Annotated in this window: 18 protein-coding genes; 3 read left to right on the forward strand and 15 right to left on the reverse strand. The window is 70.7% G+C overall.

Annotated features, from left to right (window positions below; genetic code table 11):
* Nucleotides 1-6: 6 nt before the first annotated feature.
* From nuoK to KV102_RS04060, 12 genes are all read right to left on the reverse strand, one after another.
* Complete coding sequence (nuoK, locus tag KV102_RS04005) at nucleotides 7-306, reverse strand: NADH-quinone oxidoreductase subunit NuoK (RefSeq protein ID WP_220342120.1); 300 nt, start codon at nucleotides 304-306, stop codon at nucleotides 7-9.
* On the reverse strand, nucleotides 303-1,172 hold the full coding sequence (locus KV102_RS04010) for an NADH-quinone oxidoreductase subunit J (protein WP_255560698.1): 870 nt from the start codon (nucleotides 1,170-1,172) through the stop codon (nucleotides 303-305). The genes nuoK and KV102_RS04010 overlap by 4 nt, the downstream gene beginning before the upstream one ends.
* Before the next feature lie 26 nt (nucleotides 1,173-1,198).
* Nucleotides 1,199-1,771: an NADH-quinone oxidoreductase subunit NuoI gene (gene nuoI / locus KV102_RS04015; RefSeq protein WP_220342122.1), complete on the reverse strand. Its 573-nt coding sequence runs from the start codon at nucleotides 1,769-1,771 to the stop codon at nucleotides 1,199-1,201.
* 5 nt (nucleotides 1,772-1,776) lie between these two features.
* Nucleotides 1,777-3,030, reverse strand: coding sequence for an NADH-quinone oxidoreductase subunit NuoH (nuoH, locus tag KV102_RS04020; protein ID WP_220345353.1), 1,254 nt, complete (start codon nucleotides 3,028-3,030; stop codon nucleotides 1,777-1,779).
* Nucleotides 3,027-5,597: an NADH-quinone oxidoreductase subunit G gene (locus KV102_RS04025; protein ID WP_220345354.1), complete on the reverse strand. Its 2,571-nt coding sequence runs from the start codon at nucleotides 5,595-5,597 to the stop codon at nucleotides 3,027-3,029. Before KV102_RS04025 ends, nuoH begins: the two co-directional genes overlap by 4 nt.
* Complete coding sequence (nuoF, locus tag KV102_RS04030; protein WP_220342125.1) at nucleotides 5,594-6,913, reverse strand: NADH-quinone oxidoreductase subunit NuoF; 1,320 nt, start codon at nucleotides 6,911-6,913, stop codon at nucleotides 5,594-5,596. Before nuoF ends, KV102_RS04025 begins: the two co-directional genes overlap by 4 nt.
* Nucleotides 6,910-7,683, reverse strand: coding sequence for an NADH-quinone oxidoreductase subunit NuoE (gene nuoE, locus KV102_RS04035; protein WP_374197352.1), 774 nt, complete (start codon nucleotides 7,681-7,683; stop codon nucleotides 6,910-6,912). The genes nuoF and nuoE overlap by 4 nt, the downstream gene beginning before the upstream one ends.
* A gap of 44 nt (nucleotides 7,684-7,727) precedes the next feature.
* A complete protein-coding gene (locus KV102_RS04040) occupies nucleotides 7,728-9,077 on the reverse strand; it encodes an NADH-quinone oxidoreductase subunit D (RefSeq protein ID WP_220342126.1) in 1,350 nt (449 codons plus the stop codon).
* A complete protein-coding gene (locus KV102_RS04045) occupies nucleotides 9,074-9,793 on the reverse strand; it encodes an NADH-quinone oxidoreductase subunit C (RefSeq protein WP_220345355.1) in 720 nt (239 codons plus the stop codon). Before KV102_RS04045 ends, KV102_RS04040 begins: the two co-directional genes overlap by 4 nt.
* On the reverse strand, nucleotides 9,790-10,344 hold the full coding sequence (locus KV102_RS04050; RefSeq protein WP_220342128.1) for an NADH-quinone oxidoreductase subunit B family protein: 555 nt from the start codon (nucleotides 10,342-10,344) through the stop codon (nucleotides 9,790-9,792). The genes KV102_RS04045 and KV102_RS04050 overlap by 4 nt, the downstream gene beginning before the upstream one ends.
* Nucleotide 10,345: 1 nt before the next feature.
* Complete coding sequence (locus KV102_RS04055) at nucleotides 10,346-10,705, reverse strand: NADH-quinone oxidoreductase subunit A (RefSeq protein ID WP_220342129.1); 360 nt, start codon at nucleotides 10,703-10,705, stop codon at nucleotides 10,346-10,348.
* A gap of 217 nt (nucleotides 10,706-10,922) precedes the next feature.
* Nucleotides 10,923-11,615 (reverse strand): demethylmenaquinone methyltransferase, encoded by a 693-nt coding sequence (locus KV102_RS04060; RefSeq protein WP_220342130.1) that lies wholly within the window; start codon nucleotides 11,613-11,615, stop codon nucleotides 10,923-10,925.
* A gap of 50 nt (nucleotides 11,616-11,665) precedes the next feature.
* Here KV102_RS04060 and KV102_RS04065 point away from each other — a divergent pair, with 50 nt between their 5' ends.
* Nucleotides 11,666-12,973 carry an isochorismate synthase MenF gene (locus KV102_RS04065; protein WP_374197353.1) on the forward strand — a complete coding sequence of 436 codons (1,308 nt, stop codon included), beginning with the start codon at nucleotides 11,666-11,668 and terminating at the stop codon, nucleotides 12,971-12,973.
* Here KV102_RS04065 and KV102_RS04070 read toward each other — a convergent pair.
* From KV102_RS04070 to KV102_RS04080, 3 genes are all read right to left on the reverse strand, one after another.
* Nucleotides 12,970-16,353 carry a DEAD/DEAH box helicase gene (locus KV102_RS04070; protein ID WP_220345356.1) on the reverse strand — a complete coding sequence of 1,128 codons (3,384 nt, stop codon included), beginning with the start codon at nucleotides 16,351-16,353 and terminating at the stop codon, nucleotides 12,970-12,972. The genes KV102_RS04065 and KV102_RS04070 overlap by 4 nt on opposite strands.
* Nucleotides 16,354-16,475: 122 nt before the next feature.
* Complete coding sequence (gene ggt / locus KV102_RS04075) at nucleotides 16,476-18,305, reverse strand: gamma-glutamyltransferase (RefSeq protein WP_220345357.1); 1,830 nt, start codon at nucleotides 18,303-18,305, stop codon at nucleotides 16,476-16,478.
* A 78-nt stretch (nucleotides 18,306-18,383) separates the two neighbouring features.
* The gene (locus tag KV102_RS04080; RefSeq protein WP_220342133.1) at nucleotides 18,384-19,154 is read right to left on the reverse strand and encodes an SGNH/GDSL hydrolase family protein; all 771 of its coding nucleotides are present in this window, start codon (nucleotides 19,152-19,154) and stop codon (nucleotides 18,384-18,386) included.
* Nucleotides 19,155-19,240: 86 nt separating this feature from the next.
* Between KV102_RS04080 and KV102_RS04085 the strand changes: the two genes are divergently transcribed.
* Both KV102_RS04085 and KV102_RS04090 read left to right on the forward strand, forming a co-directional pair.
* Entirely contained in the window at nucleotides 19,241-21,793 is a 2,553-nt protein-coding gene (locus KV102_RS04085) for an RNA helicase (protein WP_220345358.1), read from the forward strand.
* 30 nt (nucleotides 21,794-21,823) lie between these two features.
* A complete protein-coding gene (locus KV102_RS04090; RefSeq protein ID WP_220345359.1) occupies nucleotides 21,824-22,342 on the forward strand; it encodes a GNAT family N-acetyltransferase in 519 nt (172 codons plus the stop codon).
* The last annotated feature ends 15 nt before the right edge of the window (nucleotides 22,343-22,357 follow it).

Here is a 22,357-nt window from a genome sequence, read left to right on the forward strand (position 1 = left end):
GTCCCCTCAGAGCTTCAGCAGACTGGCGTCGTCGACCGAGGCCGAGCGACGGGTCCGGTAGATCGACACGATGATCGCGAGGCCGACGACGACCTCGGCCGCGGCGACCACCATCACGAAGAAGGCCGCGATCTGACCGTCGAGATTGCCGTTCGCCCGCGCGAACGTGACGAACGCGAGGTTGCACGCGTTGAGCATCAGCTCCACGCACATGAAGACGATGATCGCGTTGCGGCGGACCAGGACCCCGACGGCACCGATGGTGAACAGCAGGGCCGAGAGACCGATGAAGGGTTCGACGTTCACCGGTCGGTCACCTCGTCATCAGCAGGTCGGTCGTCAGCAGGTCGGTCTTCGGCAGGTCGGTTGTCCGTAGGGTGCGCGGCGCCGTCCTTCGGTGCCCGCGGGCCGGTCACCGAGATCGGTGCCGACTCGATGACTCCGCGCTCGGGACCGTCGGACTCCAGCTTGCGGAGCGTGACCGCGACGTCGCCGGAGAAGGCCCCGTCACGCACGACACCACGGTCGCGCAGCGTCTTCGACGTCGACGACTCGGCCGGCGAGCCGTCGGGCAGGAGGGCCGGCACGTCGACGGCGTTGTGGCGGGCGTAGACACCGGGAGTGGGCAGGTTGCCGGGGTGCTCGCCGTGCTCGGCGTAGCGCTGCATCCGCTGGAGCGCCAGCTCGCGTTGCGTCGGCTTGGGCTCGAGCCGCTCACGGTGCGCGAGCACCATCGCGCCGAGCGCCGCGGTGATGAGCAGCGCGCTCGTCGCCTCGAACACGAACACGTACCGGTTGAAGAGCAGCCGGGCCAGCCCGTGCACGTTGCCGTCGGCATTGGCGTCGCCGAGCCCGATCACGGGCCCGACGGTCGTCTGGGCGACGACGGTGACGACCAGGAACCCGAAGAGGATGCCCACCACGGCCGCGGCCAGTCGCTGCCCGGGGATCGTCTCGACCAGGGAGTCGGTCTTGTCGACGCCGACCAGCATCAGGACGAAGAGGAACAGCATCATGATCGCGCCGGTGTAGACGATGATCTGCACGACGAACAGGAACGGTGCGTCCTGCATCGCGTACATCATCGCGAGCGAGATCATCACGACCGCGAGGCACAGCGCCGAGTGCACCGCCTTGCGCGACAGCACGACGCCGAGTGCGGCCACCACCATGATCGGTGCCAGCAACCAGAAGGCGGTCACTTCTCGCCTCCCGATGAGGATCCGCCGGCCACCGTGCCGTCGGCGGCCGCCCGCGCTGCCGCGTCGCCGCGGTAGTAGTCGCGCTCGGTGTCGCCCAGACGCATCGCGTGCGGCGGCGCCTCCATCCCCGGGAGAAGCGGGGCCAGGAGGTCGGACTTCTCGTAGATCAGCGCCTCGCGGCTCGTGTCGGCCAGCTCGTACTCGTTGGTCATCGTCAGGGCGCGCGTCGGGCACGCCTCGATGCACAGCCCGCAGAGGATGCAGCGCAGATAGTTGATCTGGTAGACGCGACCGTAGCGCTCACCGGGCGAGAAGCGCTCGTCCTCGGTGTTGGAGGCACCCTCGACGAGGATCGCGTCGGCGGGACACGCCCACGCGCACAGCTCGCACCCGATGCACTTCTCGAGCCCGTCCGGCCACCGGTTGAGCTGGTGCCGGCCGTGGAAGCGCGGCGCGGTCGGCCGCTTCTCGAACGGGTACTGCACGGTGACCGGCTTCTTGAACATCGTCCGGAACGTCACGCCGAAGCCGGCGATCGGGTCCCAGAGCTGCTCCTTCAGCGTCGCCATCGCGATCAGGCCTCCTTCTCAGCCGTACGGCTGGACGACGCCCCGCTGGGGGACGGCTCCCGGCCCGGCATCGGGGGTACGGGGAATCCGCCGGCGAACGCGTCGTGCTCGGTCTCGGCGACCTCGGGCGCGCGCCGCTCGGGGATGAACTGCACGACCAGCAGCGCAGCCACGACCACGCCGGCGATGATCAGGATCATCGTCGGGTCGAGGTCGCCGTCGGTGATCAGGCGACGCATGACGCAGACCACGACGATCCAGGCCAGCGAGACCGGGATGAGGACCTTCCATCCGAACTTCATGAACTGGTCGTATCGCATCCGCGGCAGCGACCCGCGCAGCCAGATGAACAGGAAGACGAAGAGCAGCGTCTTGCCGAGGAACCACAGCACCGGCCAGTAGCCCTCGTTGGCGCCTTCGATCTGCGAGATGCCCCACGGTGCTCGCCAGCCACCGAGGAACAGCGTCGTCGCGAGCGCGGAGACGGTGACCATGTTGATGTACTCGGCGAGGAAGAAGAGCGCGAACTTCAGCGACGAGTACTCGGTGTGGAAACCTCCGACCAGCTCGCCCTCGGCCTCGGGGAGGTCGAACGGAGCGCGGTTGGTCTCACCGACCATCGCGATCATGTAGATGATGAACGACGGCAGGAGCGGGAGTGCGAACCACCCGTCCGCCGCCTGCGCGGCGACGATCTCCGACGTGGACATCGAGCCGGCGTAGATGAACACGGCGACGAGCGAGAGACCCATCGCGACCTCGTACGAGATCATCTGCGCCGAGGAGCGGACCCCACCGAGGAGTGCGTACGTCGAGCCGGACGCCCAGCCGCCCAGCACGATGCCGTACACGCCGATCGACGTGACGGCGAGGATGTAGAGCACCGCCACCGGCATGTCGGTCAGCTGCAGCGGCGTCCGGGTGTCGGTGAACGGGATCGTCACCTCGGGCCCGAACGGGATCACGGCCCACGCCAGGAAGGCCGGGATCGTCGCGATCACCGGCGCGACGAAGTAGACGACCTTGTGGGCGTGCTTGGGGAAGATCTCTTCCTTGAGCGCGAGCTTGACGCCGTCGGCGAGGCTCTGCAGCAGCCCGAACGGACCCCAGACGTTGGGCCCCACACGGTGCTGCATGCGCGCCACCACGCGACGCTCGAACCAGATGTTGAAGAGGGTGAAGACCACCAGCACGACGAAGACGCAGAGCGCCTTCAGGATGACCACCCACCACGGCTCGTTGCCGAAGAGATCGCTCACAGCTGCTCCTCCGCCGGTCGGGCGAGGTCGGTATCGGTCGGCGCGGCGCTGTCACCCGGCGCCGTCGTCGCGTCCAGCTCCACACCCTCGTCCGGTGCCGGAGTCTGGTGCGGGTGCGGCGGGCCGGACAGGGCGTCGGCACGCGAGTCGGTCGTGGACCGCTCGATCGTGACGACGTCTCCGTACGTCGCACCGAGGATCCCCAGGAGCGACAGTCCGTTGGAGTTGGCCGGCGTCCAGACGACCCCGTCGGCGATGTCGGCGAGGTCGACCGGGACCGCGACCGCGCCGCGATCGGTACGGAGGATGATCTCGTCACCGGCACGCACGCCGGTCGCACGGGCGGTGGCCGCCGACAGCAGCACCACCGAGGGACGTGCCGTCGCCTGGTAGTGCTGGTCTCCGTCCTGGCCACGACCGTCGTCGATCAACCGGCGCCAGGTGTCGAGGACGACCTCGCTCGGGTCGGTCCGCGGTGCGCGGCCCGGCAGCACCTCCGGCCTCGGTGCGCGCGCTCCGTCCCAGGCGCCCAGCTCCGCGAGCTCCGCGGCGGCGGCCTCGGCCGTACGGAAGCCGAGGTCATGTCCCGCGGCCTCGGCGATCCCGGCGAGCACCCGCGTGTCGGAGAGCGCGTGCGGAGGGGAGAACACGGCGCCGAACCGGCGCGGGCGTCCTTCCCAGGTGAGGAACGACCCAGCCTTCTCGGCGGGGGCGGCGACGGGTAGCACCACGTCGGCGCGCTCGGTCACCGCACTGGCACGCACCTCGAGGCTGACGACGAAGCCGGCTGCCTCGATGGCGTCGATGGCGGCCTGCGGGTCGGCGAGGTCGTCGACCTCGACACCGGCGACCAGCAGGCCGCCGATCTCACCGGTCAGTGCCGCCGCCAGGATCGCGTCGCCGCTGCGGCCGACTCCGCCGGGAACGGAGCCGACGCCCCAGGCCGCGGCGAGGTCGGCGCGCGCCTCGGCGTCACCGACCGGGCGTCCAACCGGGAGAAGGTTGGGCAGGCATCCTGCCTCGACGGCGCCGCGGTCGCCCGCGCGTCGCGGCACCCAGGCGAGGCGGGCACCGCGTGCGGTGGCCGCTGTCAGGGCGGAGGTGAAGGCGCCTTCGACCCGCGCCACCCGCTCACCGAGGAGGACGATCGTGCCGGCGTCGAGCCCGGCCTCGCCGAGCGCCTTCGCCTCGTCACCGGGGACGGTACGGATCAGCTGACCGCCGACCTTCTCCAGCGCGCGCGTGGCGTGGCTCGCGAGCGCGACGACCTGGGTGCCGTTCTGCCGCCACGCCTTGCGCAGCCTCAGGAAGATGGTGGCCGCCTCGTCCTCGGGCTCGAGACCCACGAGCACCACCTTGGCGGCGTGCTCGAGGTCCCGGTAGGTGACGCCGAGGCCAGAGCCCGCCACCGCGTGCGCCAGGAAGGCCGCCTCCTCGTCGGAGTGCGGACGGGCACGGAAGTCGATGTCGTTGGTGCCGAGCACCGTCCGCGCCAGCTTGGAGTAGGCGTACGCGTCCTCGACGGTCAGGCGACCGCCGGTGAGGACGCCGACGCCGGCCGTCCGGGCCGCGTCGGTGAGCCCTCGCGCAGCGGCGAGGAACGCTGCCGGCCAGGACGCCGGCTCCAGGGCCCCGGTCTCGGGGTCGCGGACCAGCGGGCGGGTGAGGCGGTCCGGCTGGCGGTCGTAGGCGAACGCGAACCGGTCCTTGTCGCTGATCCACTCCTCGTTGACCTCGGGGTCGTCGCCGGCCAGGCGACGCATCACCTTGCCGCGGCGGTGGTCGACGCGGATCGCCGCGCCGCACGCGTCGTGCTCGGCCACCGACGGCGTCGAGACGAGGTCGAACGGGCGCGAGCGGAACCGGTAGGCGCTGCTGGTCAGGGCGCCGACGGGACAGATCTGGATCGTGTTGCCGGAGAAGTAGGACGAGTAGGGCTCGTTCTCGTAGATCGCCACCTGCTGGAGCGCCCCGCGCTCGGCCATCGCGATGAACGGGTCACCCGCGATCTGCTCCGAGAAGCGCGTGCAGCGGGCGCACAGGACGCAGCGCTCCCGGTCGAGCAGGATCTGCGGCGAGATGGCGAGCGGCTTGGGGAAGGTCCGCTTGACCTCGTTGAAGCGTGTCTCGCCGCGACCGTGGCTCATCGCCTGGTTCTGCAGCGGGCACTCGCCGCCCTTGTCGCACATCGGACAGTCGAGCGGGTGGTTGATCAGGAGGAACTCCAAGATCCCCGTCTGGGCCTTGTCGGCAACCGGTGACGTGACCTGCGTCTTGACGACCATCCCCGGCGACACCGGGAGCGTGCACGACGCCTGCGGCTTGGGGAAGCCGCGCCCGTTGCCCGCGTCAGGAACGTCGACGAGGCACTGGCGGCACGCGCCCACAGGCGCCAGCAGCGGGTGGTCGCAGAAGCGCGGGATCTCGACACCGATGAGTTCGGCGGCGCGGATCAGCAGCGTGCCCTCCGGGACGCTGACCTCGACGTCGTCGATGGTCAGCGTCACGAGGTTCTCGTCGGCACGAGCAGCCTCGGTGCCGGACTCGTTGTTGTGGGTGACGGTCATGCCGACGCTCCCTTCCGCCAGGCCGTGGAGGCCTCGTATGGGAACAGGTCCCATGCCGGGGTGTGCATCCCGGCCTCGAACTCGTCGCGGAAGTGCTCGATCGCCGACGTGATCGGGCTCGTCGCCCCGTCGCCGAGCGCGCAGAACGCACGTCCGAGGATGTTGTCGCACTGGTCGAGGAGGAGCTCGATGTCGCCGTCCTGGCCCTTGCCGGCCTCGAGGCGCTCGAGCGTCTGGACCAGCCACCAGGTGCCCTCACGGCACGGCGTGCACTTGCCGCAGGACTCGTGCTTGTAGAACTCGGTCCACCGCAGGACGCAGCGGACCACCGAGGTGGTCTGGTCGAACACCTGCAGCGCCTTGGTGCCCAGCATGGAGCCGGCACCGGCGACGCCCTCGTAGTCGAGAGGGACGTCGAGGTGCTCGGCGGTCAACAGCGGTGTGGACGAGCCGCCGGGCGTCCAGAACTTCAGCTCCGAGCCCTCGCGCATGCCACCGGAGAGGTCGAGGAGCTCGCGCAGCGTGATGCCGAGCGGCGCCTCGTACTGACCGGGGCGCTTCACGTGGCCCGAGAGGGAGTAGAGCGTCATGCCCTTGGACTTCTCGGTGCCCATCGAGCCGAACCAGTCGGGTCCGTTCTCCACGATGCAGGGCACCGAGGCGATGGACTCGACGTTGTTGATCACCGTCGGCGCGGCGTAGAGGCCGGCCACCGCGGGGAAGGGCGGTCGCAGCCGCGGTTGGCCCCGGCGCCCCTCGAGGGAGTCGAGGAGCGCGGTCTCTTCACCGCAGATGTACGCGCCGGCGCCGGCGTGCACGACGACGTCGAGGTCGATGCCTGACCCGAACACGTCCGTCCCCAGGAACCCTGCCTCGTACGCCTCCTCGACCGCGGCCTGGAGGCGACGGATCACGTGCAGCACCTCGCCGCGGACGTAGATGAACGCCTTCTTGGCCCGGATCGCGTGGCAGGTGATCGCAACGCCCTCGACCAGGGTGTGCGGGCTGGCCATCATGAGCGGGATGTCCTTGCAGGTGCCCGGCTCGGACTCGTCGGCGTTGACGACGAGGTAGTGCGGCTTGTCGCCGCCCGGCTTGCTCGGGTCCTGCGGGATGAAGCTCCACTTCATGCCCGTCGGGAAGCCGGCGCCGCCGCGCCCGCGCAGGCCGGAGGCCTTCACGGTCTCGATGAGCGCGTCCGGCTCGGTCTGCAGGGCCGTACGCAGGGCGGCGTACTCGCCGTACGCGTCCAGCGTCCACGCGCGCTCGTGGTCCCACCCTCGGGTGAGGACCGGGGTGAGGGGTGCGACGCTCATTCGGTCTCCTCCGCCTCGTCGCGCTGTGCGGGTGGGGTGGTGCTGTCGTCGACCTTGGTCTCGGACTCGGCCCGCTGGGTGTCTGCCTGCTTGACGGCGGCACCGGCGTCGTCGCCGGTGGTGCCGGTCTCGCTCGGTCGCTCGCCGCTCAGCTGGTCGCCGCTCGGGCGCGCACCGTCGGGGGCTGTCCAGCCGTGCTCGTTCGCCAGCCGCAGACCGGCGAGGGACGGCTCCCCCGCGGCAGGGCCCTCGTGGGCGCGACCGTCGGGGAACCCGGCGAGCACACGCTCGGCCTCGCGCCAGCTGGTGATCTGCGCGCCCCGGGTCGCCGTGCGGGTCCTGCCCGCGCGCAGGTCGTCGACGAGCTCGACCGCGGAGTCGGGGGTCTGGTTGTCGAAGAACTCCCAGTTGACCGTCATCACCGGCGCGTAGTCGCAGGCCGCGTTGCACTCGATGTGCTCGAGCGTCACCTTGCCGTCGGCGGTCCGCTCGTCGTTGCCGACACCGAGGTGCTCGCGCAGCCGGGCGAAGATCGCGTCGCCGCCCATCACCGCGCACAGGGTGTTGGTGCAGACCCCGACGTGGTGCTCGCCGACGTCACGCCGCTTGTACATCGTGTAGAACGTCGCGACGCCGTTGACCTCCGCCGTCGAGACGTCGAGGAGCTCGGCGCACAGCTCGATCCCCTCGGCGGTCACCCGGCCCTCGACCGACTGCACCAGGTGGAGCATCGGCAGCAGGGCCGATCGCTTCTGCGGGTAGCGGGCCATGATCGCCTGAAGGTCGTCGCGCACGCGTGCGGAGTCCAGACCACTCACCGGTCCACTCCTCCCATCACGGGGTCGATGCTGGCGACGGCGACGATGACGTCGGAGAGCATGCCGCCCTCCGACATCGCCGCGGTCGCCTGCAGGTTGCTGAAGGACGGGTCGCGGAAGTGCGCACGGTACGGACGGGTGCCGCCGTCGGAGACGAGGTGGCACGCGAGCTCGCCGCGGGGGGACTCCACGCTGGTGTACACCTGGCCGGCCGGGACGCGGAAGCCCTCGGTCACCAGCTTGAAGTGGTGGATCAGCGCCTCCATCGACTCACCCATGATGTGGCGGATGTGGTCGGCCGAGTTGCCCTGGCCGTCGGGACCCACGGAGAGCTGCGACGGCCACGCGATCTTGCGGTCGCCGACCATCACCGGAGCGCCCTCCAGCCCGCGCAGGCGGGTCACGCACTGCTCGACGATCCGCAGCGACTCGTCCATCTCGTCCAGGCGGATGCGGAAGCGTCCGTACGCGTCCGGCTCGTCGCGCGTGATGACGTCGAAGTCGTACGTCTCGTAGCCGGAGTAGGGCTGCTTCTTGCGAAGGTCCCAGTCGTACCCGGTCGACCGCAGCGGCGGTCCGGTGACGCCGAGCGCCAGGCAGCCGGCCAGGTCGAGGTAGCCCACGTCCTTGAGGCGGCCCTTGAAGATCGGGTTCTGGTTGCAGAGTGCGGCGAGCTCCGGGAGCCGCTTGCGCATCAGCGCGACGAACCGGTCGACCGCGTCGAGCCCGCCTTCGGGGACGTCGACGGCGACGCCGCCGGGTCGGATGTAGGCGTGGTTCATCCGCAGGCCCGTGAACAGCTCGAAGATGTCGAGGCAGAGCTCGCGCTCACGGAACCCGACCGTCATCACGGTCAGGGCGCCGATCTCCATGCCCCCGGTCGCGATCGCGACGAGGTGCGAGGAGATCCGGTTGATCTCCATCATCATCACGCGCAGGACCTGGGACTTCTCAGGGACCTGGTCGGTGATGCCGAGGAGCTTCTCGACGGCCATCACGTAGGCGGCCTCGTTGTACATCGGGGACAGGTAGTCCATCCGGGTGCAGAACGTCACGCCCTGCGTCCAGGTCCGGTACTCCATGTTCTTCTCGATGCCGGTGTGCAGGTAGCCGATGCCGCACCGGGCCTCGGTCACCGCCTCGCCGTCGATCTCGAGGATCAGGCGCAGCACGCCGTGGGTCGACGGGTGCTGCGGACCCATGTTGACGACGATGCGCTCGGAGGCGTCGGGATCGACGCCCGCGACCACGGTGTCCCAGTCCTGACCGGTGACGGTGAAGACGCGCCCGGACGTCGTGTCCTGGCTCTGGGCGTACGGGTCGGGACCGGTCTGTGTGGTGCTCATGAGTAAGACCTCCGCTCGTCTGGCGGTGGGATGGTGGCGCCCTTGTACTCGACGGGGATGCCGCCGAGCGGGTATTCCTTGCGCTGCGGGTGACCCGGCCAGTCGTCGGGCATGAGGATCCGGGTGAGCGCGGGGTGGCCGTCGAAGATGATCCCGAAGAAGTCGTACGTCTCGCGCTCGTGCCAGTCGGCGGTCGGGTAGACCGACACGACCGACGGGACGTGCGGGTCGGCGTCGGGCACGGCGACCTCGAGGCGGATGCGCCGGTTGTGGGTCATCGACAGCAGGTGGTAGACCGCGTGCAGCTCGCGGCCGATCTCGTGCGGGTAGTGGACGCCTGAGATCCCGCTGCAGAGCTCGTAGCGCAGGGCCGCGTCGTCGCGCAGGTGCCGGGCGACCTCGAGGATGCTCTCGCGCCGCACGTGCAGGGTCAGCTCGTCGCGGTCCACCACGACGGACTCGACCGCACCCTCGCCGGCGAGCTGCTCGAGCCGGTCGGCGACCTCGTCGAACCAGCCGCCGTACGGCCGTCGCGCGGTGCCCGGCATGGCGACCGGGCGCTGCAGCCTGCCGTAGCCGGAGGTGTCGCCGGAGCCGCGGACGCCGAACATGCCCTCGCGGACCTCGACGACCTCGAGCGTGCGGGCCTCCGACGGGACGACCTCCTCACCGCCGACGGTCGTGCTGCTCGGGTCCTGGGTGCTCCCGCCGGTCATCGCAGCAGGCCCTTCATCGCCGAGGCCGGCACGGCCTCGAGAGCGACCTTCTCGTCCGAGTCGATCTGGTCGAGGCGGTGCTGGCCGAGCTTGGTCTCCTGGATCTTGGTGTGCAGCTTCATCACCGAGTCGATGAGCATCTCCGGCCGCGGCGGGCAGCCGGGAAGGTACATGTCGACGGGCACGATGTGATCGACGCCCTGCACGATCGCGTAGTTGTTGAACATCCCGCCCGAGCTCGCGCACACACCCATCGCGAGCACGTACTTCGGGTTGGCCATCTGGTCGTAGATCTGCCGCAGGACCGGCGCCATCTTCTGGCTCACGCGGCCGGCGACGATCATCAGGTCGGCCTGGCGCGGCGAGGCCCGGAAGACCTCCATGCCGAAGCGGGACGAGTCGTACTTGGGAGCACCGAACTCCATCATCTCGATCGCGCAGCAGGCCAGGCCGAAGGTGGCCGGCCAGAAGGACGCCTTGCGGAAGTAGCCCGCAAGCCCTTCCACGGTCGTCAGCAGCACTCCGCTCGGGAGCTTCTCCTCCAGGCCCATGTCAGTCCCACTCCAGTCCGCCGCGGCGCCAGACGTACACGTACGCGACGAAGACCGTCGCGATGAACAGCAGCATCTCGACGATGCCGAACCAGCCGAGAAGGTCGAACTCCACCGCGAAGGGGTAGAGGAAGATGATCTCGACGTCGAAGACGATGAAGAGCATCGCCGTGATGAAGTACTTCACCGGGATGCGGCCCCCGCCGACCGCCTGGGGGGTGGGCTCGATCCCGCACTCGTACGAGTCGAGCTTGGCGCGGTTGTAGCGCTTGGGCCCGGTCATCGGCGCGATCAGCACGGAGAACACCGCGAACGCTCCCGAGATGACGGCGAGCACCAAGATCGGCGTGTACTCGGTCACCGCATCCTCCCTTCGTGAAAATCTTCACGAGCCTGTTCACACGCTCTCACGGTCGAGTGAGATCTTGTGTTTCACGTCACTATGCCACGGCTTCGAGGCTGGTTCGACAGGGGGTGGGCGAGGTCACGGGCCGCAGCGCGACATGCTGTCCCACCTGCGATTACGTCCCACCGGCGTTGCGTAATTCAATCGCCACAGGGCGGGCGTAACGGGCGGCTCAGCCCTTGGTGGCGGTGTGGAGCGCCACGATGCCGGCGGAGAGGTTCTCCCAGCGGACGGGACCCCACCCGCTGTCGGCGATGACCTTGGCGAGGCCCAGCTGGTCCGGCCAGGCCATGATCGACTCCGCCAGGTAGACGTACGAGTCGGGGTTGGACGAGACAGCGCGTGCGGCCGGCGGGAGCGCCCGCATGAGGTACTCGAGGTAGACCTTGCGGAACGGGCCGAACGTCGGGTGGCTGAACTCGCAGACCACGAGGCGACCACCCGGCCGGGTGACGCGGAGCATCTCCTCGAGAGCGACCGCCGGCTCGTGGACGTTGCGCAGGCCGAACGAGATCGTGACCGCGTCGAACGAGTCGTCGGCGAACGGCAGCCGCATCCCGTCACCGGCGGTGAACGGAAGCTCACCGTGGTGACGCTTGCCCTCGCGGAGCATGCCGATGCTGAAGTCGCACGGCACGACGTACGCGCCGTCCTTCGCGAACGGCACCGACGACGTCCCCGTGCCGGCCGCGAGGTCGAGGACCCGGTCTCCGGGACCCGCCGCGACGAGGTCTCGCACCCGACGGCGCCAGTGGCGGTCCTGCCCCAACGACAGCACGTCGTTCGTGAGGTCGTAGCGTCGCGCGACGGCGTCGAACATCGAGGCGACCTCGTGCGGCTGCTTGTCCAGGCTGGCTCGGCTCACGCGCCTACTGTGTCACGCACCGCAGCGGTCGCCGGGGAACGGGTCGTACCCTGGCTGACGTGACCGACACCGTCGTCCCCCTGCGTGGACCCCTCCGGCTCGTGGCGCAGACGGTCTCTCTCGACCCCGCCGCGCTGGAGGACGTCCCCCTCACTCACCTGCTCCCCGCCGACGGCGCGCTGGCCTGGGTCCGCGACGGCGACGGCATCGTGGGATGGGGTGAGGCTGCCCGCATCGAGACCGCCGGCGACAAGCGCTTCGCCGAGGCCAGTCAGTGGTGGCGCGAGGTCTCCGCGCACGCCGTGGTCCGAGACCGTGTGGGTGTGCCCGGCAGCGGGCTGTTGGCCTTCGGGTCGTTCGCTTTCGCCGACGACTCCGGACGCACCCGCGGCCGTGAGCCCGGCAGCTCGGTCCTGATCGTCCCCCGGGTGGTGGTCGGTCGACGCGGCGGGACCACCTGGGTGACCACCATCCGCGAGGAGGCGCTCGCTCCGTCGGCCGACGTCGTCCCTACCGACACCCCCTCCGCCCCCGAGGACGCTGTCTTCACCGACGGGTCGACCTCCGGCACCCAGTGGGAGTCGATCGTGGCCGAGGCGGTCCGCCGTATCGAGGCCGGTCGACTCGACAAGGTCGTGCTCGCGCGCGACCTGGTCGCCGACCTCGCCGCGCCGCTCGACGTCAGAGCGCCGCTGCGTCGCCTGGCCGAGGCCTACCCCAACTGCTGGACCTTCCACGTCGACCATCTCTTCGGTGCCACGCCCGAGATGCTCGTCCGCCGTGAGCGAGGTCTCGTCACCTCCCGTGTCCTCGCCGGCACCATCCGCCGGACCGGTGACGACGCCCGCGACCTCGCGCTGGCGGGCTCGCTCGCGCGTTCGAGCAAGGACCTGGAGGAGCACGAGTACGCCGTGCGATCGGTCGCCGACGCCCTCGAGCCGTACTGCTCGTCGACCAACGTCCCCGAGACCCCGTTCGTGCTCCACCTGCCCAACGTGATGCACCTGGCGACCGACGTCGCCGGTGTCGTCGCCGACCACGAGTCGGCGAGCGCCCTCGACCTCGCCGAGGCGCTGCACCCCTCGGCGGCGGTGGGCGGGACACCGCGCTCGGTCGCGCTCGAGCTGATCGCGGAGATCGAGCATCTCGACCGTGGCCGCTACGCAGCGCCGGTCGGGTGGATCGACGCGGACGGCGACGGCGAGTGGGGCATCGCGCTGCGCTCGGCGGAGTACGACGGCGCGCGGGTGCGCCTCTTTGCGGGGTGCGGGATCGTCGCCGACTCCGACCCGGAGGCTGAGCTCGCCGAGGCGCAGGCCAAGCTCGTCCCGGTGCGCGACGCGCTCACCAGCGCCTAGGAGAACAGTCCGGCGAGGTCGTCGGCGCTGAGCTCGCCGGAGGACGAGGACGCCTCGTCGAGCACGCTGGCGACGAGCTCGGCCTTGCGGGACTTCAGCTCGACGACCTTCTCCTCGATCGTGCCCGCGGACACGAGCCGGTAGACCATCACGGGCGACTCCTGACCGATCCGGTGCACCCGGTCGACGGCCTGGGCCTCGACGGCAGGGTTCCACCAGGGGTCGAGGACGAACACGTAGTCGGCCTCGGTCAACGTGAGGCCGACTCCCCCGGCCTTCAGGCTGATCAGGAAGACCGGCTGGTCGCCTGCCTTGAACCCGTCGATCGCCCCGGCCCGGTCGCGCGTGCTTCCGTCGAGGTAGGACGTCGCGATCCCCTCGCGTTCGAGCCTGGCCTGGACCCGCCGGAGAAAGGTCGTGAACTGGCTGAACACCAGTGCGCGGTGGCCCTCTGCCGCCAGCTCGAGCACGTGCTCGACGAGGAGCTCCACCTTGGCGGAGCCGATCACGTCATAGCTCGGGTCGACCAGCCCCGGGTCGAGGCTCAGCTGACGAAGCTTGGTGAGCGCGGCGAAGATCGTCATCCGGTGCCGTCGCAGCGCCACCTCGTCGTCGCCCGCCTCCTCGAGGAGCCCCAGGATGCGCTGGCGCTCACGCTGCAGGTGGGTGTCGTAGACCTTGCGGTGCCGGGCCGACAACGTCACCTCCAAGACCTGCTCCTGCTTGGGCGGCAGGTCGGCCGCCACCAGGTCCTTGGTGCGTCTCAACAGGATCGGGCGGATGCGACGACGCAGCAGCGCCAGCAGCTCACCGTCGTCACCCTTCTCGATGGGGTTGGCGACGTCCTTCGCGAACTGAGCGGGGTGCGGGAACAGCCCGGGCGCGGTCAGCGACAGCAGCGACCACAGCTCCATGAGGTCGTTCTCGACAGGGGTGCCGGTGATGGCGAGCGAGAACGGGGCGTCGACGCGACGGACGGCCTGGTAGGTCTTGCCCCGGTGGTTCTTGACCGCCTGCGCCTCGTCGAGGATGCGCCCCGCCCAGTCGAGGGCGGCGTAGTCGTCGGCCTCGAGGCGCAGCAGCGTGTAGGACGTGACGACGACGTCGGCCCCTTCGGCGACCTCGCGCAGCGACTCCTTGCGGCGAGCGGTGGACTCGCCGACGGTACGGACGACGAGGTCGGGCGCGAACGCCGCGGCCTCGTTGGCCCAGGTGCCGACGACGCTGGTTGGCGCGACGACGAGGAACGGAGGCGCCTGGGGGTCGACCTCGCGGCGGTGCGTGATCAGGGCGAGCGTCTGCAGGGTCTTGCCGAGGCCCATGTCGTCGGCCAGGATCCCGCCGAGCTCGTGCTCGGCGAGGAACGCGAGCCAGGAGAACCCGTGCTGCTGGTAGGGGCGGAGCGTCGCCTTGAGGCCCGTCGGCGCCGCGACGTCGGGGACACCCTCGGAACCCACGAGGCGGCGCGCCATCGCGACCCAGCGCGCGGCCTGCACGTCGACGACCCCGATCTCGTCCAGCTCGTCCCACAGGTCGAAGGCCTGCGTGGCGACGCTCATCGTCGCGGCGTCACGCCGTCGGTCGCTCATCGCGCGCGCGTCCTCGATCATCCGGGCAAGCGCGTCGAGCTCGGGATGGTCGACGCTGACGTACAGGTAGGTGCCCTTGCGCTCGGTCTGGTGCAGCAGGATCTTGTCCTGGCCGGTGGCGATCGCCTCGATCACCGTCGCGAGGCCCACCTGTCGGCCACCGATCGTGACGGCGACCTCGAGATCGAGCCAGTCGGTGCGGCCCGAGGGTGCCGGGGCGGTGGTGAACTGGATCTCGGGCTTGCCCAGGACCTCCCGGAACTCGGGCTGGTGGCCGTCGGCCTGGATCTCGAACGCGGGGTTGGTGCGCAGTCCGGGCAGCACGTCCTGCGCGAACCGGACGGCGTCCATCTCGCGGAGGACGAGCTGAGGGTAGGGCGTGGGGCCGGCGGCGCCGGCGCGCAGCAGCAACGTCGCCGCGTCCTCGTCGAGGACGAGCCGGTCGAGGGCGACGCGCTCGAGGTCGGGGTCGCGCATGCCGTACGGAGCGGGCTCCTCGTCGAGCGCGAAGACCCGGACGGTCTGCCCGGTCGTCGGGTTGCGGTAGTGCCACGACCACGACAGGTGCGCCTCGTGGCCGCCCGTCCAGGTGAGCGCGAGGACGAGGTGCGGCGCGGGGGGCTCGGGGACCGCGACCGAGTCGTCGCGGGAGGTCACGTCGACCAGCCGCCGGACGCGAGGGAGGTAGGTGTGGAGGAGGTCGTCCATGCCGTCGCGCGGCACCACGACCTGCCGGCCGGTCGCGAAGAGCTCCTTGACCGCGGGCGTCGGTGCGCGGTCGAGCGGTGCGAGGACCACCGTGGCGTCCTCACCGGTCCCCTCCCACAGCGCAGCGCCGTGCTCCGGGGACCCGAGCAGCGTCACGTCCTCGGCGGGCACCCACAGACCACCCACCTCGGCACCGACGGCGAGGACGGCCCCGCCGGCCCCGTCGGCATGGGCGTCCATCGTCAGTCGTGCAGGCTGGGACGCGAGGCGTACGTCGGCGAACCCGGAGGCGACCAGCGGGAGACCCACCTCGGTGGCCTCGCGCAGCAGGCGCCACAGCGACGCCCCGAGTCCGGCGAGCGCCAGCGTGTCCTCGGAGCCGAAGCCGTAGGAGAACCGCGCGCGGTGGGTGCCGTGGATCGCGCGCAGCACGTCGAGGTGCTCGGGGACGAACCGTCCGTCCCGCGGGTCGGCGACCACGAGGTCGCGCCACCCCACGCCGGTCTTGACCCAGCTGCCGCGGCGCCCCCGCGTCACCGGGCGCAGCCGCAGCGGAGGGCGTACGGCGTCGGTCGTGGAGTGTCCGAAGCGCCACTCGGTCTGTCGTCGCGGTCCCACCTCGAGACGGAGCGCCAGCTCCTGACCGGCGCGAACGGGCCGCTGCTCGGCAGGCGAGGCGTCGTCGTCGAGGTCGGCGACGAGGTCGTCGAGGACCCGCTCCCAGCTCGGGCCGGCCACCGCGACGGTCTCGGGAGCGGTGAGCTCTCGCGAGCCCGCCTCGCGGTCGCGGGCGACGAGCACGGTCGCGACGGCGTGCTTGCACCGGTGGGCGACGGGGCACGAGCACGCCGTGTAGAGCTCGACCGGCTGTCCAGGGGCGAGGCGTGCCGAGACGACCGTCTGGTAGCTCGCCGCTCCGCTGCCGGAGACGCTGCTCTGGAGCAGGTAGCCGTCACGGTTGCGGGCCACGTCGAGGTCGATGACATAGCCGCCTCGCGCGTAGGCGCGGCCGCGCTCGATGGTGCTCTCGTCCATGTGCAGACGCAGGAGTCCCTCGTCAGCGAGGTCGTCGAGAGTCAGCACCTGTCCAGGGTAGGCGGCGCGACGGACGCTCCCCTACTCCTCCACAGCCGCGTGCGACCCCATGTGCCGCCCACAGCGGCGGGCGGGCCGTGCCCGGCGTTGACCGGGCACGGCCTCCCGCGTCACCACCGATGCTGAGGACGAACGACCAGCCCGGTGCCGCCACCGCGTCGCACCGGCTCGGCCGCCGCGATCATGCTGCCGCGCCGCCCGACCTCGATCGTCGCCGCGGCCCCGATCTCGGCCGCGGAGGTGAAGGCGTCACCCGACGGCACGAGCCGCTGGCCGTACGGCGCGAGCGCGGCGCCGTACGCCTCGATGAACGCAGGCTCCGCCGGCGTCGTCGCCGCGTTGCGGCTGGAGGCGCGCGGGGCGGCGACCGCCTCGGGCAGCGTCATGCCGAGGTCGATGCGGTTCATCAGGATCTGGAGCACGGTCGTGATGATCGTGGCGCCGCCCGGTGAGCCGAGGACGTACCTGACCTTGTCGTCCTTGCCGAGCACGATCGTCGGCGCCATCGAGGACCGCGGACGCTTGCCGGGCTCGATCCTGTTCGGGTCGGCAGGGTCGTAGACGGTCGAGAAGTCCGTCAGCTCGTTGTTCAGCAGGAACCCCCGGCCGGGCACGGTGATACCCGATCCGCCGGTCTGCTCGATCGTGAGGGTGTACGCCACCGCGTTGCCCCAGCGGTCCACGACCGACAGGTGGGTGGTCGACACGTTCTCGGTGTCGGGCTTCTCCGCCCGTGCCGCCTCGCCGCACCCGCGACCGTCGAGCGCTCCCGGCGCGACAGGTCGCACCGCGGCCTGCTGCGGGTCGATGCGGCAGGCCCTCGAGTCGGCGAACCGCTGGCTCAGGAGCGTCGAGGTGGGGACGTCGACGAACGCGGGGTCACCGACGTAGGCGTTGCGGTCGGCGAACGCGTGGGCGCTGGCCTCCAGATAGAGGTGCAGGCTCTGCGCCGTCCCCGAGCCGGCGCGGAGCCGGTAGTTCTCGAGGATGTTGAGCGCCTCCCCGACGGTGGTGCCGCCCGAGCTCGACGGTGCCATCGAGAAGACCTGGTGGCCTCGGTAGCCGACCTTGCTCGGGGCCTGGTGCCGCACCCGGTACGTCGCGAGATCGGCCGTGGTCATCGAGCCGGCGGGGGCCGGCAGGGTCGAGGCAGGGTCCTTCGGCGGCGCCTGGACCGTCTCTGCGATCTCGCTGGCCAGCGCGCCGCGGTAGAACGCCCGAGGGCCGCGCCGGGCGATCTCGGCGTACGTGCGCGCGAGGTCGGGGTTGCGGAACGTCGTGCCGACCTGCGGCGCGTCACCACCGGGCAGGAAGAGCCTCGCTGTGTCCGGGAACGCCGCGAACCGCGCCTTGTTGTCGAGGGTCTGGCTACGGAAGGTCTGGTCGACGGGGAAGCCCTTGGCGGCGACGTCGATCGCCGGGGCGAGCGCGCGGGCGAGGGATCGCGTCCCGAACCGCTCGAGGGCCGCGTCCCAGGTGGCCACCGTGCCCGGCACGCCGACGGCGACACCGGACGAGACCAGCTCGGGCGAGAAGCGGTACGGCTGCCCGGTCGCGGGATTGATGAACGCGTCGGGCGTGATGCCCGCCGGAGCGGTCTCGCGCCCGTCGATCGTGCTCACCTTGCGGCGCTTGGCGTCGTAGAAGACGAAGTAGCCACCGCCCCCGACGCCCGCGCTGTAGGGCTCGGTGACCCCCAGCGTCGCAGCCATGGCGACAGCGGCGTCAGCCGCGTTGCCTCCGCGGGCGAGCACGTCGCGTCCCACCCTGCTGGCCGTCGCGTCCACCGACGAGACCGCGCCACCGGTCCCGTACGAGGTGGGCGTCGGTGTCACCGGCGGTGCCGGTCGGCGGTGGGCCTGGGCCGGGCTGGTGCCGACGAGCAGGCTCACGCCCAGCGCAGCGACGGACAAGGTTGCAGTGACGCGCCTCACATCCATGGTGCGAAACTACGACGAGTCGGCACCTCGTGCAGATCACCGGCGCGGCGGGTCGCCGAGGTCGGCCCCGCGGCTGCCTCAGATCCGCTCGAGCGTCGGACGCTTCGGCTTCACGGTGTCGCCCGACGAGGTGCCGTTGATGCGGCGCTGCACCCACGGGACGGCGAACTCGCGGGCCCACAGCAGGTCGGCGTCCCGCTTGGCCTTCTTGGTCAGCGGGGTCACGGTGGTCAGCCGCGGCTTCTTGATCGTGTGGGAGACGCCGAGGGTGTCCAGCACGTGGATCGCCATCTGCTGGTGGCCCTGGGCCGACAGGTGGAGGCGGTCGGTGTCCCAGTAGCGGTCGTCGCGGTACTCCCTGAACCGCCAGAAGTCGACGAGGGTCGCGCGGTGCTTGTCGGCGATCTCCCGCACGATCTCGTTGTAGATCGCGACCCGGCCCCGGAGCTTGCCGAGCACTGGCGCATAGCCGAGGTCGTACGCGGTGAACACCACCACCCGGGTGCCGGTGACCGCGAGCCGGCCGATGGCGGCGTCGTACAGGTCTCCGAGGAGGTCGATGTCGACCTTGGGGCGCAGGAGGTCGTTGCCGCCGGCATAGATCGTCACGAGGTCCGGCGACAGCCGGACGGCAGGCTCGAGCTGCTCGGCGATGATGGGCTTGAGGAGCCGGCCGCGCACGGCGAGGTTGGCGTAGCCGAAGGAGTCGGTCTTCGTCGCGAGCACCTCCGCGACCCGATCGGCCCATCCGCGCAGACCGTTCGGCCGGGACTTGTCGGGGTCGCCGACGCCCTCGGTGAACGAGTCGCCGAGAGCGACGTAGCGGTGGTAGACGGGTTCGCTGGCCATGAGTCCGATTCTTGCACCGACCTTTGCGGCAGACGTGCATCTGTGCACCCCGGGCGGGTGGGGCCGCGTGGGAGGATGGAGGCATCATGCGCCTCGTCGACCATCTCCCTGCGCCCGAGGAGTCCGACGACGCCGACGTCGTCCTCGACGCGTTCGTCACGTGGGCGGAGGGCGAGGGCCTCTCGCTCTATCCGGCTCAGGAGGACGCCCTCCTCGAGCTCGCCTCCGGCGCGAACGTCGTCCTCGCCACACCGACCGGATCGGGCAAGAGCCTCGTGGCGGCCGGAGCCCAGTTCGCGGCCCTCGCGCGCGGTCAGCGCAGCTTCTACACCGCCCCGATCAAGGCGCTGGTCTCGGAGAAGTTCTTCGCGCTCGTCGACATGTTCGGCGCGGACAACGTCGGGATGATGACTGGCGACGCCACCGTCAACGGCCAGGCGCCGATCATCGCGGCGACCGCGGAGATCCTCGCCAACAAGGCCCTGCGGGAGGGCCGTGCCGCCGACGTCGGCCTCGTCGTGATGGACGAGTTCCACTTCTACGCCGAGCCCGACCGGGGCTGGGCGTGGCAGGTGCCGCTGCTCGAGCTGGCCGACGCGCAGTTCCTCCTGATGTCCGCGACGCTCGGCGACACGACCCGGTTCGAGGAGGACCTCACCCGGCGCACCGGGCGCCCGACGGCTCTGGTCGCAGGGACCGACCGCCCGGTGCCGCTCGTCTACGAGTACGTCACCACGCCCGTCCACGAGACCGTCGAGGAGCTCCTCGCGACCGGCCAGTCGCCGATCTACGTCGTGCACTTCACGCAGGCGTCGGCGATCGAGCGTGCGCAGGCGCTGTCGAGCATCAACGTGACCACGCGGGCCGAGAAGGACGCCATCGCGGCGGAGCTCGGCGAGTTCCGGTTCCAGACCGGCTTCGGCAAGACGCTCTCGCGGCTGGTGCGGATGGGCATCGGCGTGCACCACGCCGGGATGCTGCCCCGCTATCGACGGCTGGTCGAGCGACTCACCCAGAAGGGTCTGCTCAAGGTCGTGTGCGGCACCGACACCCTCGGCGTCGGCATCAACGTCCCGATCAGGACCGTCCTGTTCTCGGGCCTGTCGAAGTACGACGGTGTCCGCCAGCGTCACCTCCAGGTGCGCGAGTTCCAGCAGATCGCGGGGCGTGCGGGCCGCGCCGGCTACGACACGCTCGGCCGCGTCGTCGTGCAGGCGCCCGAGCACGAGGTCGAGAACGCCAAGATGGTCCGCAAGGCCGGTGACGACGCCAAGAAGCTGCGCCGGATCCAGCGCAAGAAGCCTCCGGAGGGCTTCGTCAACTGGTCGGAGCGGACCTTCGACAAGCTGACCACGGGCGAGCCCGAGCCGCTCGCCTCGCGGATGAAGGTCAGCCACGCCATGGTGCTCAACGTGGTCGCACGCCCCGGCGACGCGTTCGCCTCGATGCGTGCCCTGCTCGAGGACAACCACTCCGACCGGGCCGAGCAGCGTCGCATGATCAACGACGCGATCGGGATCTATCGCGCCCTCGTCGCCGGCGGGGTCGTCGAGCGGCTCGCCGAGCCCGACGCCGACGGCCGTACGGTCCGGCTGACCGTCGACCTCCAGGAGAACTTCGCGCTCAACCAGCCGCTCGCTCCGTTCGGGGTGGCCGCGCTGGAGATCCTCGACCCCGACTCCGACACCTATGCGCTCGACGTGGTGTCCGTCGTGGAGGCGATCCTCGACGACCCGCGCCCGATCATCAACGCCCAGCGCAAGGCCGCCCGCGGCGAGGCCGTGGCGGGGATGAAGGCCGAGGGCATCGAGTACGAGGAGCGGATGGAGCTGCTCGAGGAGGTCGAGCACCCTCAGCCGCTGCGCGAGGAGCTCGAGGCCGCCTACGAGACCTACCGCAAGGGTCATCCGTGGGTCGCCGACCACGAGCTGCGCCCGAAGTCGGTCGTCCGTGAGATGTGGGAGACCTCGATGACGTTCAGCGAGTACGTCTCCCGCTACCAGCTCGCACGCTCGGAGGGGCTGGTCCTGCGCTATCTCGCTGACACGTACCGCACGCTCGTGCACACCGTCCCGGAGACGTACCGCGACGACGTGCTCCGCGACATCACCGACTGGCTCGGCGAGGTCGTCCGCCAGACCGACTCCAGCCTGCTCGACGAGTGGGCGGCTCTCGCCGCCGGCGGGGGCGGCTCGGTCGACGTGACGATCGCCCACGACCCGGACGCACCGCCGCCGCCGGTGACGTCCAACGACCGGGCGTTCCGGGTGCTCGTCCGCAACGCGCTGTTCCGCCGCGTCGAGCTCATGGCGCTGCGACGCTGGAACGACCTCGGGGCGCTGGACGCCGCGGCCGGCTGGACCGCCGACCTGTGGCACGAGGCGATCGACGACTACTTCGCCGAGTACGACACGCTCGGCACCGGGCCGGACGCCCGTGGTCCCGCGATGCTCGTGGTCGACACCGACCCCGAGGGCGCGGAGACCCGTGTCTGGCACGTCCGTCAGATCCTTGAGGACCCCGAGGGCGACCGCGACTGGGCGATCTTCGCGACCGTGCACCTCGACGCGTCGGACGAGGCGGGCGAGGCCGTGGTGCAGGTCACCGACGTCGGTCCGCTCACCGAGGCAGATGCCTGAGACGGGCACCCTGCTCCGTACCGTTCCTCCGTGGCTCTCTTCTTCCTCGCCGACCCCGACATCACCCCGTCCCTGCGCGCCGGACTCCTGCGCACCTGGACCGACTCCTCCAACGCCGGTGGAGCGGTCGGATTCGTCCCCCCGGTGACCGAGGACGACGTCGAGCCGAGCCTCGACACCGTCCTCGCGTCGGTCGGGCGAGGACGGACGCGCCTCGTGGTCGGGCTCGACGGCGACGAGGTGCGAGCCGCCGGATTCCTCGAGCGCAACACCCACCGCCTCATGCAGCACTGGGTGTGGGCCAAGACTGTGATGGTCCATCCGGAGTCGCAGGGGCACGGGGCCGGCTTCGCGCTGATGCTCTCGCTCGCCGGCGTCGCGCGCAGCATGCCCGGGATCGAGGCGATCCGGCTGGCCTGCCGAGGCGGGCTCGGCCTCGAGGACTTCTACGCACGCTGTGGCTACAAGGAGGTCGGCCGGGTGCCTGACGCGATCCGCGTCGGGGTCGACGACGACCGCGACGACATCACGATGCTGCTGACCCTGTGACCATCCCGGGCGGGC

Origin of the sequence: Mumia sp. zg.B53 (assembly GCF_019550935.1) — a bacterium.
In the GTDB taxonomy this organism is placed as follows: domain Bacteria; phylum Actinomycetota; class Actinomycetes; order Propionibacteriales; family Nocardioidaceae; genus Mumia.

Coding starts and splice junctions, on each gene's coding strand:
- KV102_RS04010 (WP_255560698.1), bottom strand. CDS start 1,172: ATGGTGGTGGCCGCACTCGGCGTCGTGCTGTCGCGCAAGGCGGTGCAC.
- nuoI (WP_220342122.1), bottom strand. CDS start 1,771: ATGGCGACGCTGAAGGAGCAGCTCTGGGACCCGATCGCCGGCTTCGGC.
- KV102_RS04025 (WP_220345354.1), bottom strand. CDS start 5,597: ATGACCGTCACCCACAACAACGAGTCCGGCACCGAGGCTGCTCGTGCC.
- nuoF (WP_220342125.1), bottom strand. CDS start 6,913: ATGAGCGTCGCACCCCTCACCCCGGTCCTCACCCGAGGGTGGGACCAC.
- nuoE (WP_374197352.1), bottom strand. CDS start 7,683: ATGGCCCGCTACCCGCAGAAGCGATCGGCCCTGCTGCCGATGCTCCAC.
- KV102_RS04040 (WP_220342126.1), bottom strand. CDS start 9,077: ATGAGCACCACACAGACCGGTCCCGACCCGTACGCCCAGAGCCAGGAC.
- KV102_RS04045 (WP_220345355.1), bottom strand. CDS start 9,793: ATGACCGGCGGGAGCACCCAGGACCCGAGCAGCACGACCGTCGGCGGT.
- KV102_RS04050 (WP_220342128.1), bottom strand. CDS start 10,344: ATGGGCCTGGAGGAGAAGCTCCCGAGCGGAGTGCTGCTGACGACCGTG.
- ggt (WP_220345357.1), bottom strand. CDS start 18,305: ATGGATGTGAGGCGCGTCACTGCAACCTTGTCCGTCGCTGCGCTGGGC.
- KV102_RS04080 (WP_220342133.1), bottom strand. CDS start 19,154: ATGGCCAGCGAACCCGTCTACCACCGCTACGTCGCTCTCGGCGACTCG.
- KV102_RS04085 (WP_220345358.1), top strand. CDS start 19,241: ATGCGCCTCGTCGACCATCTCCCTGCGCCCGAGGAGTCCGACGACGCC.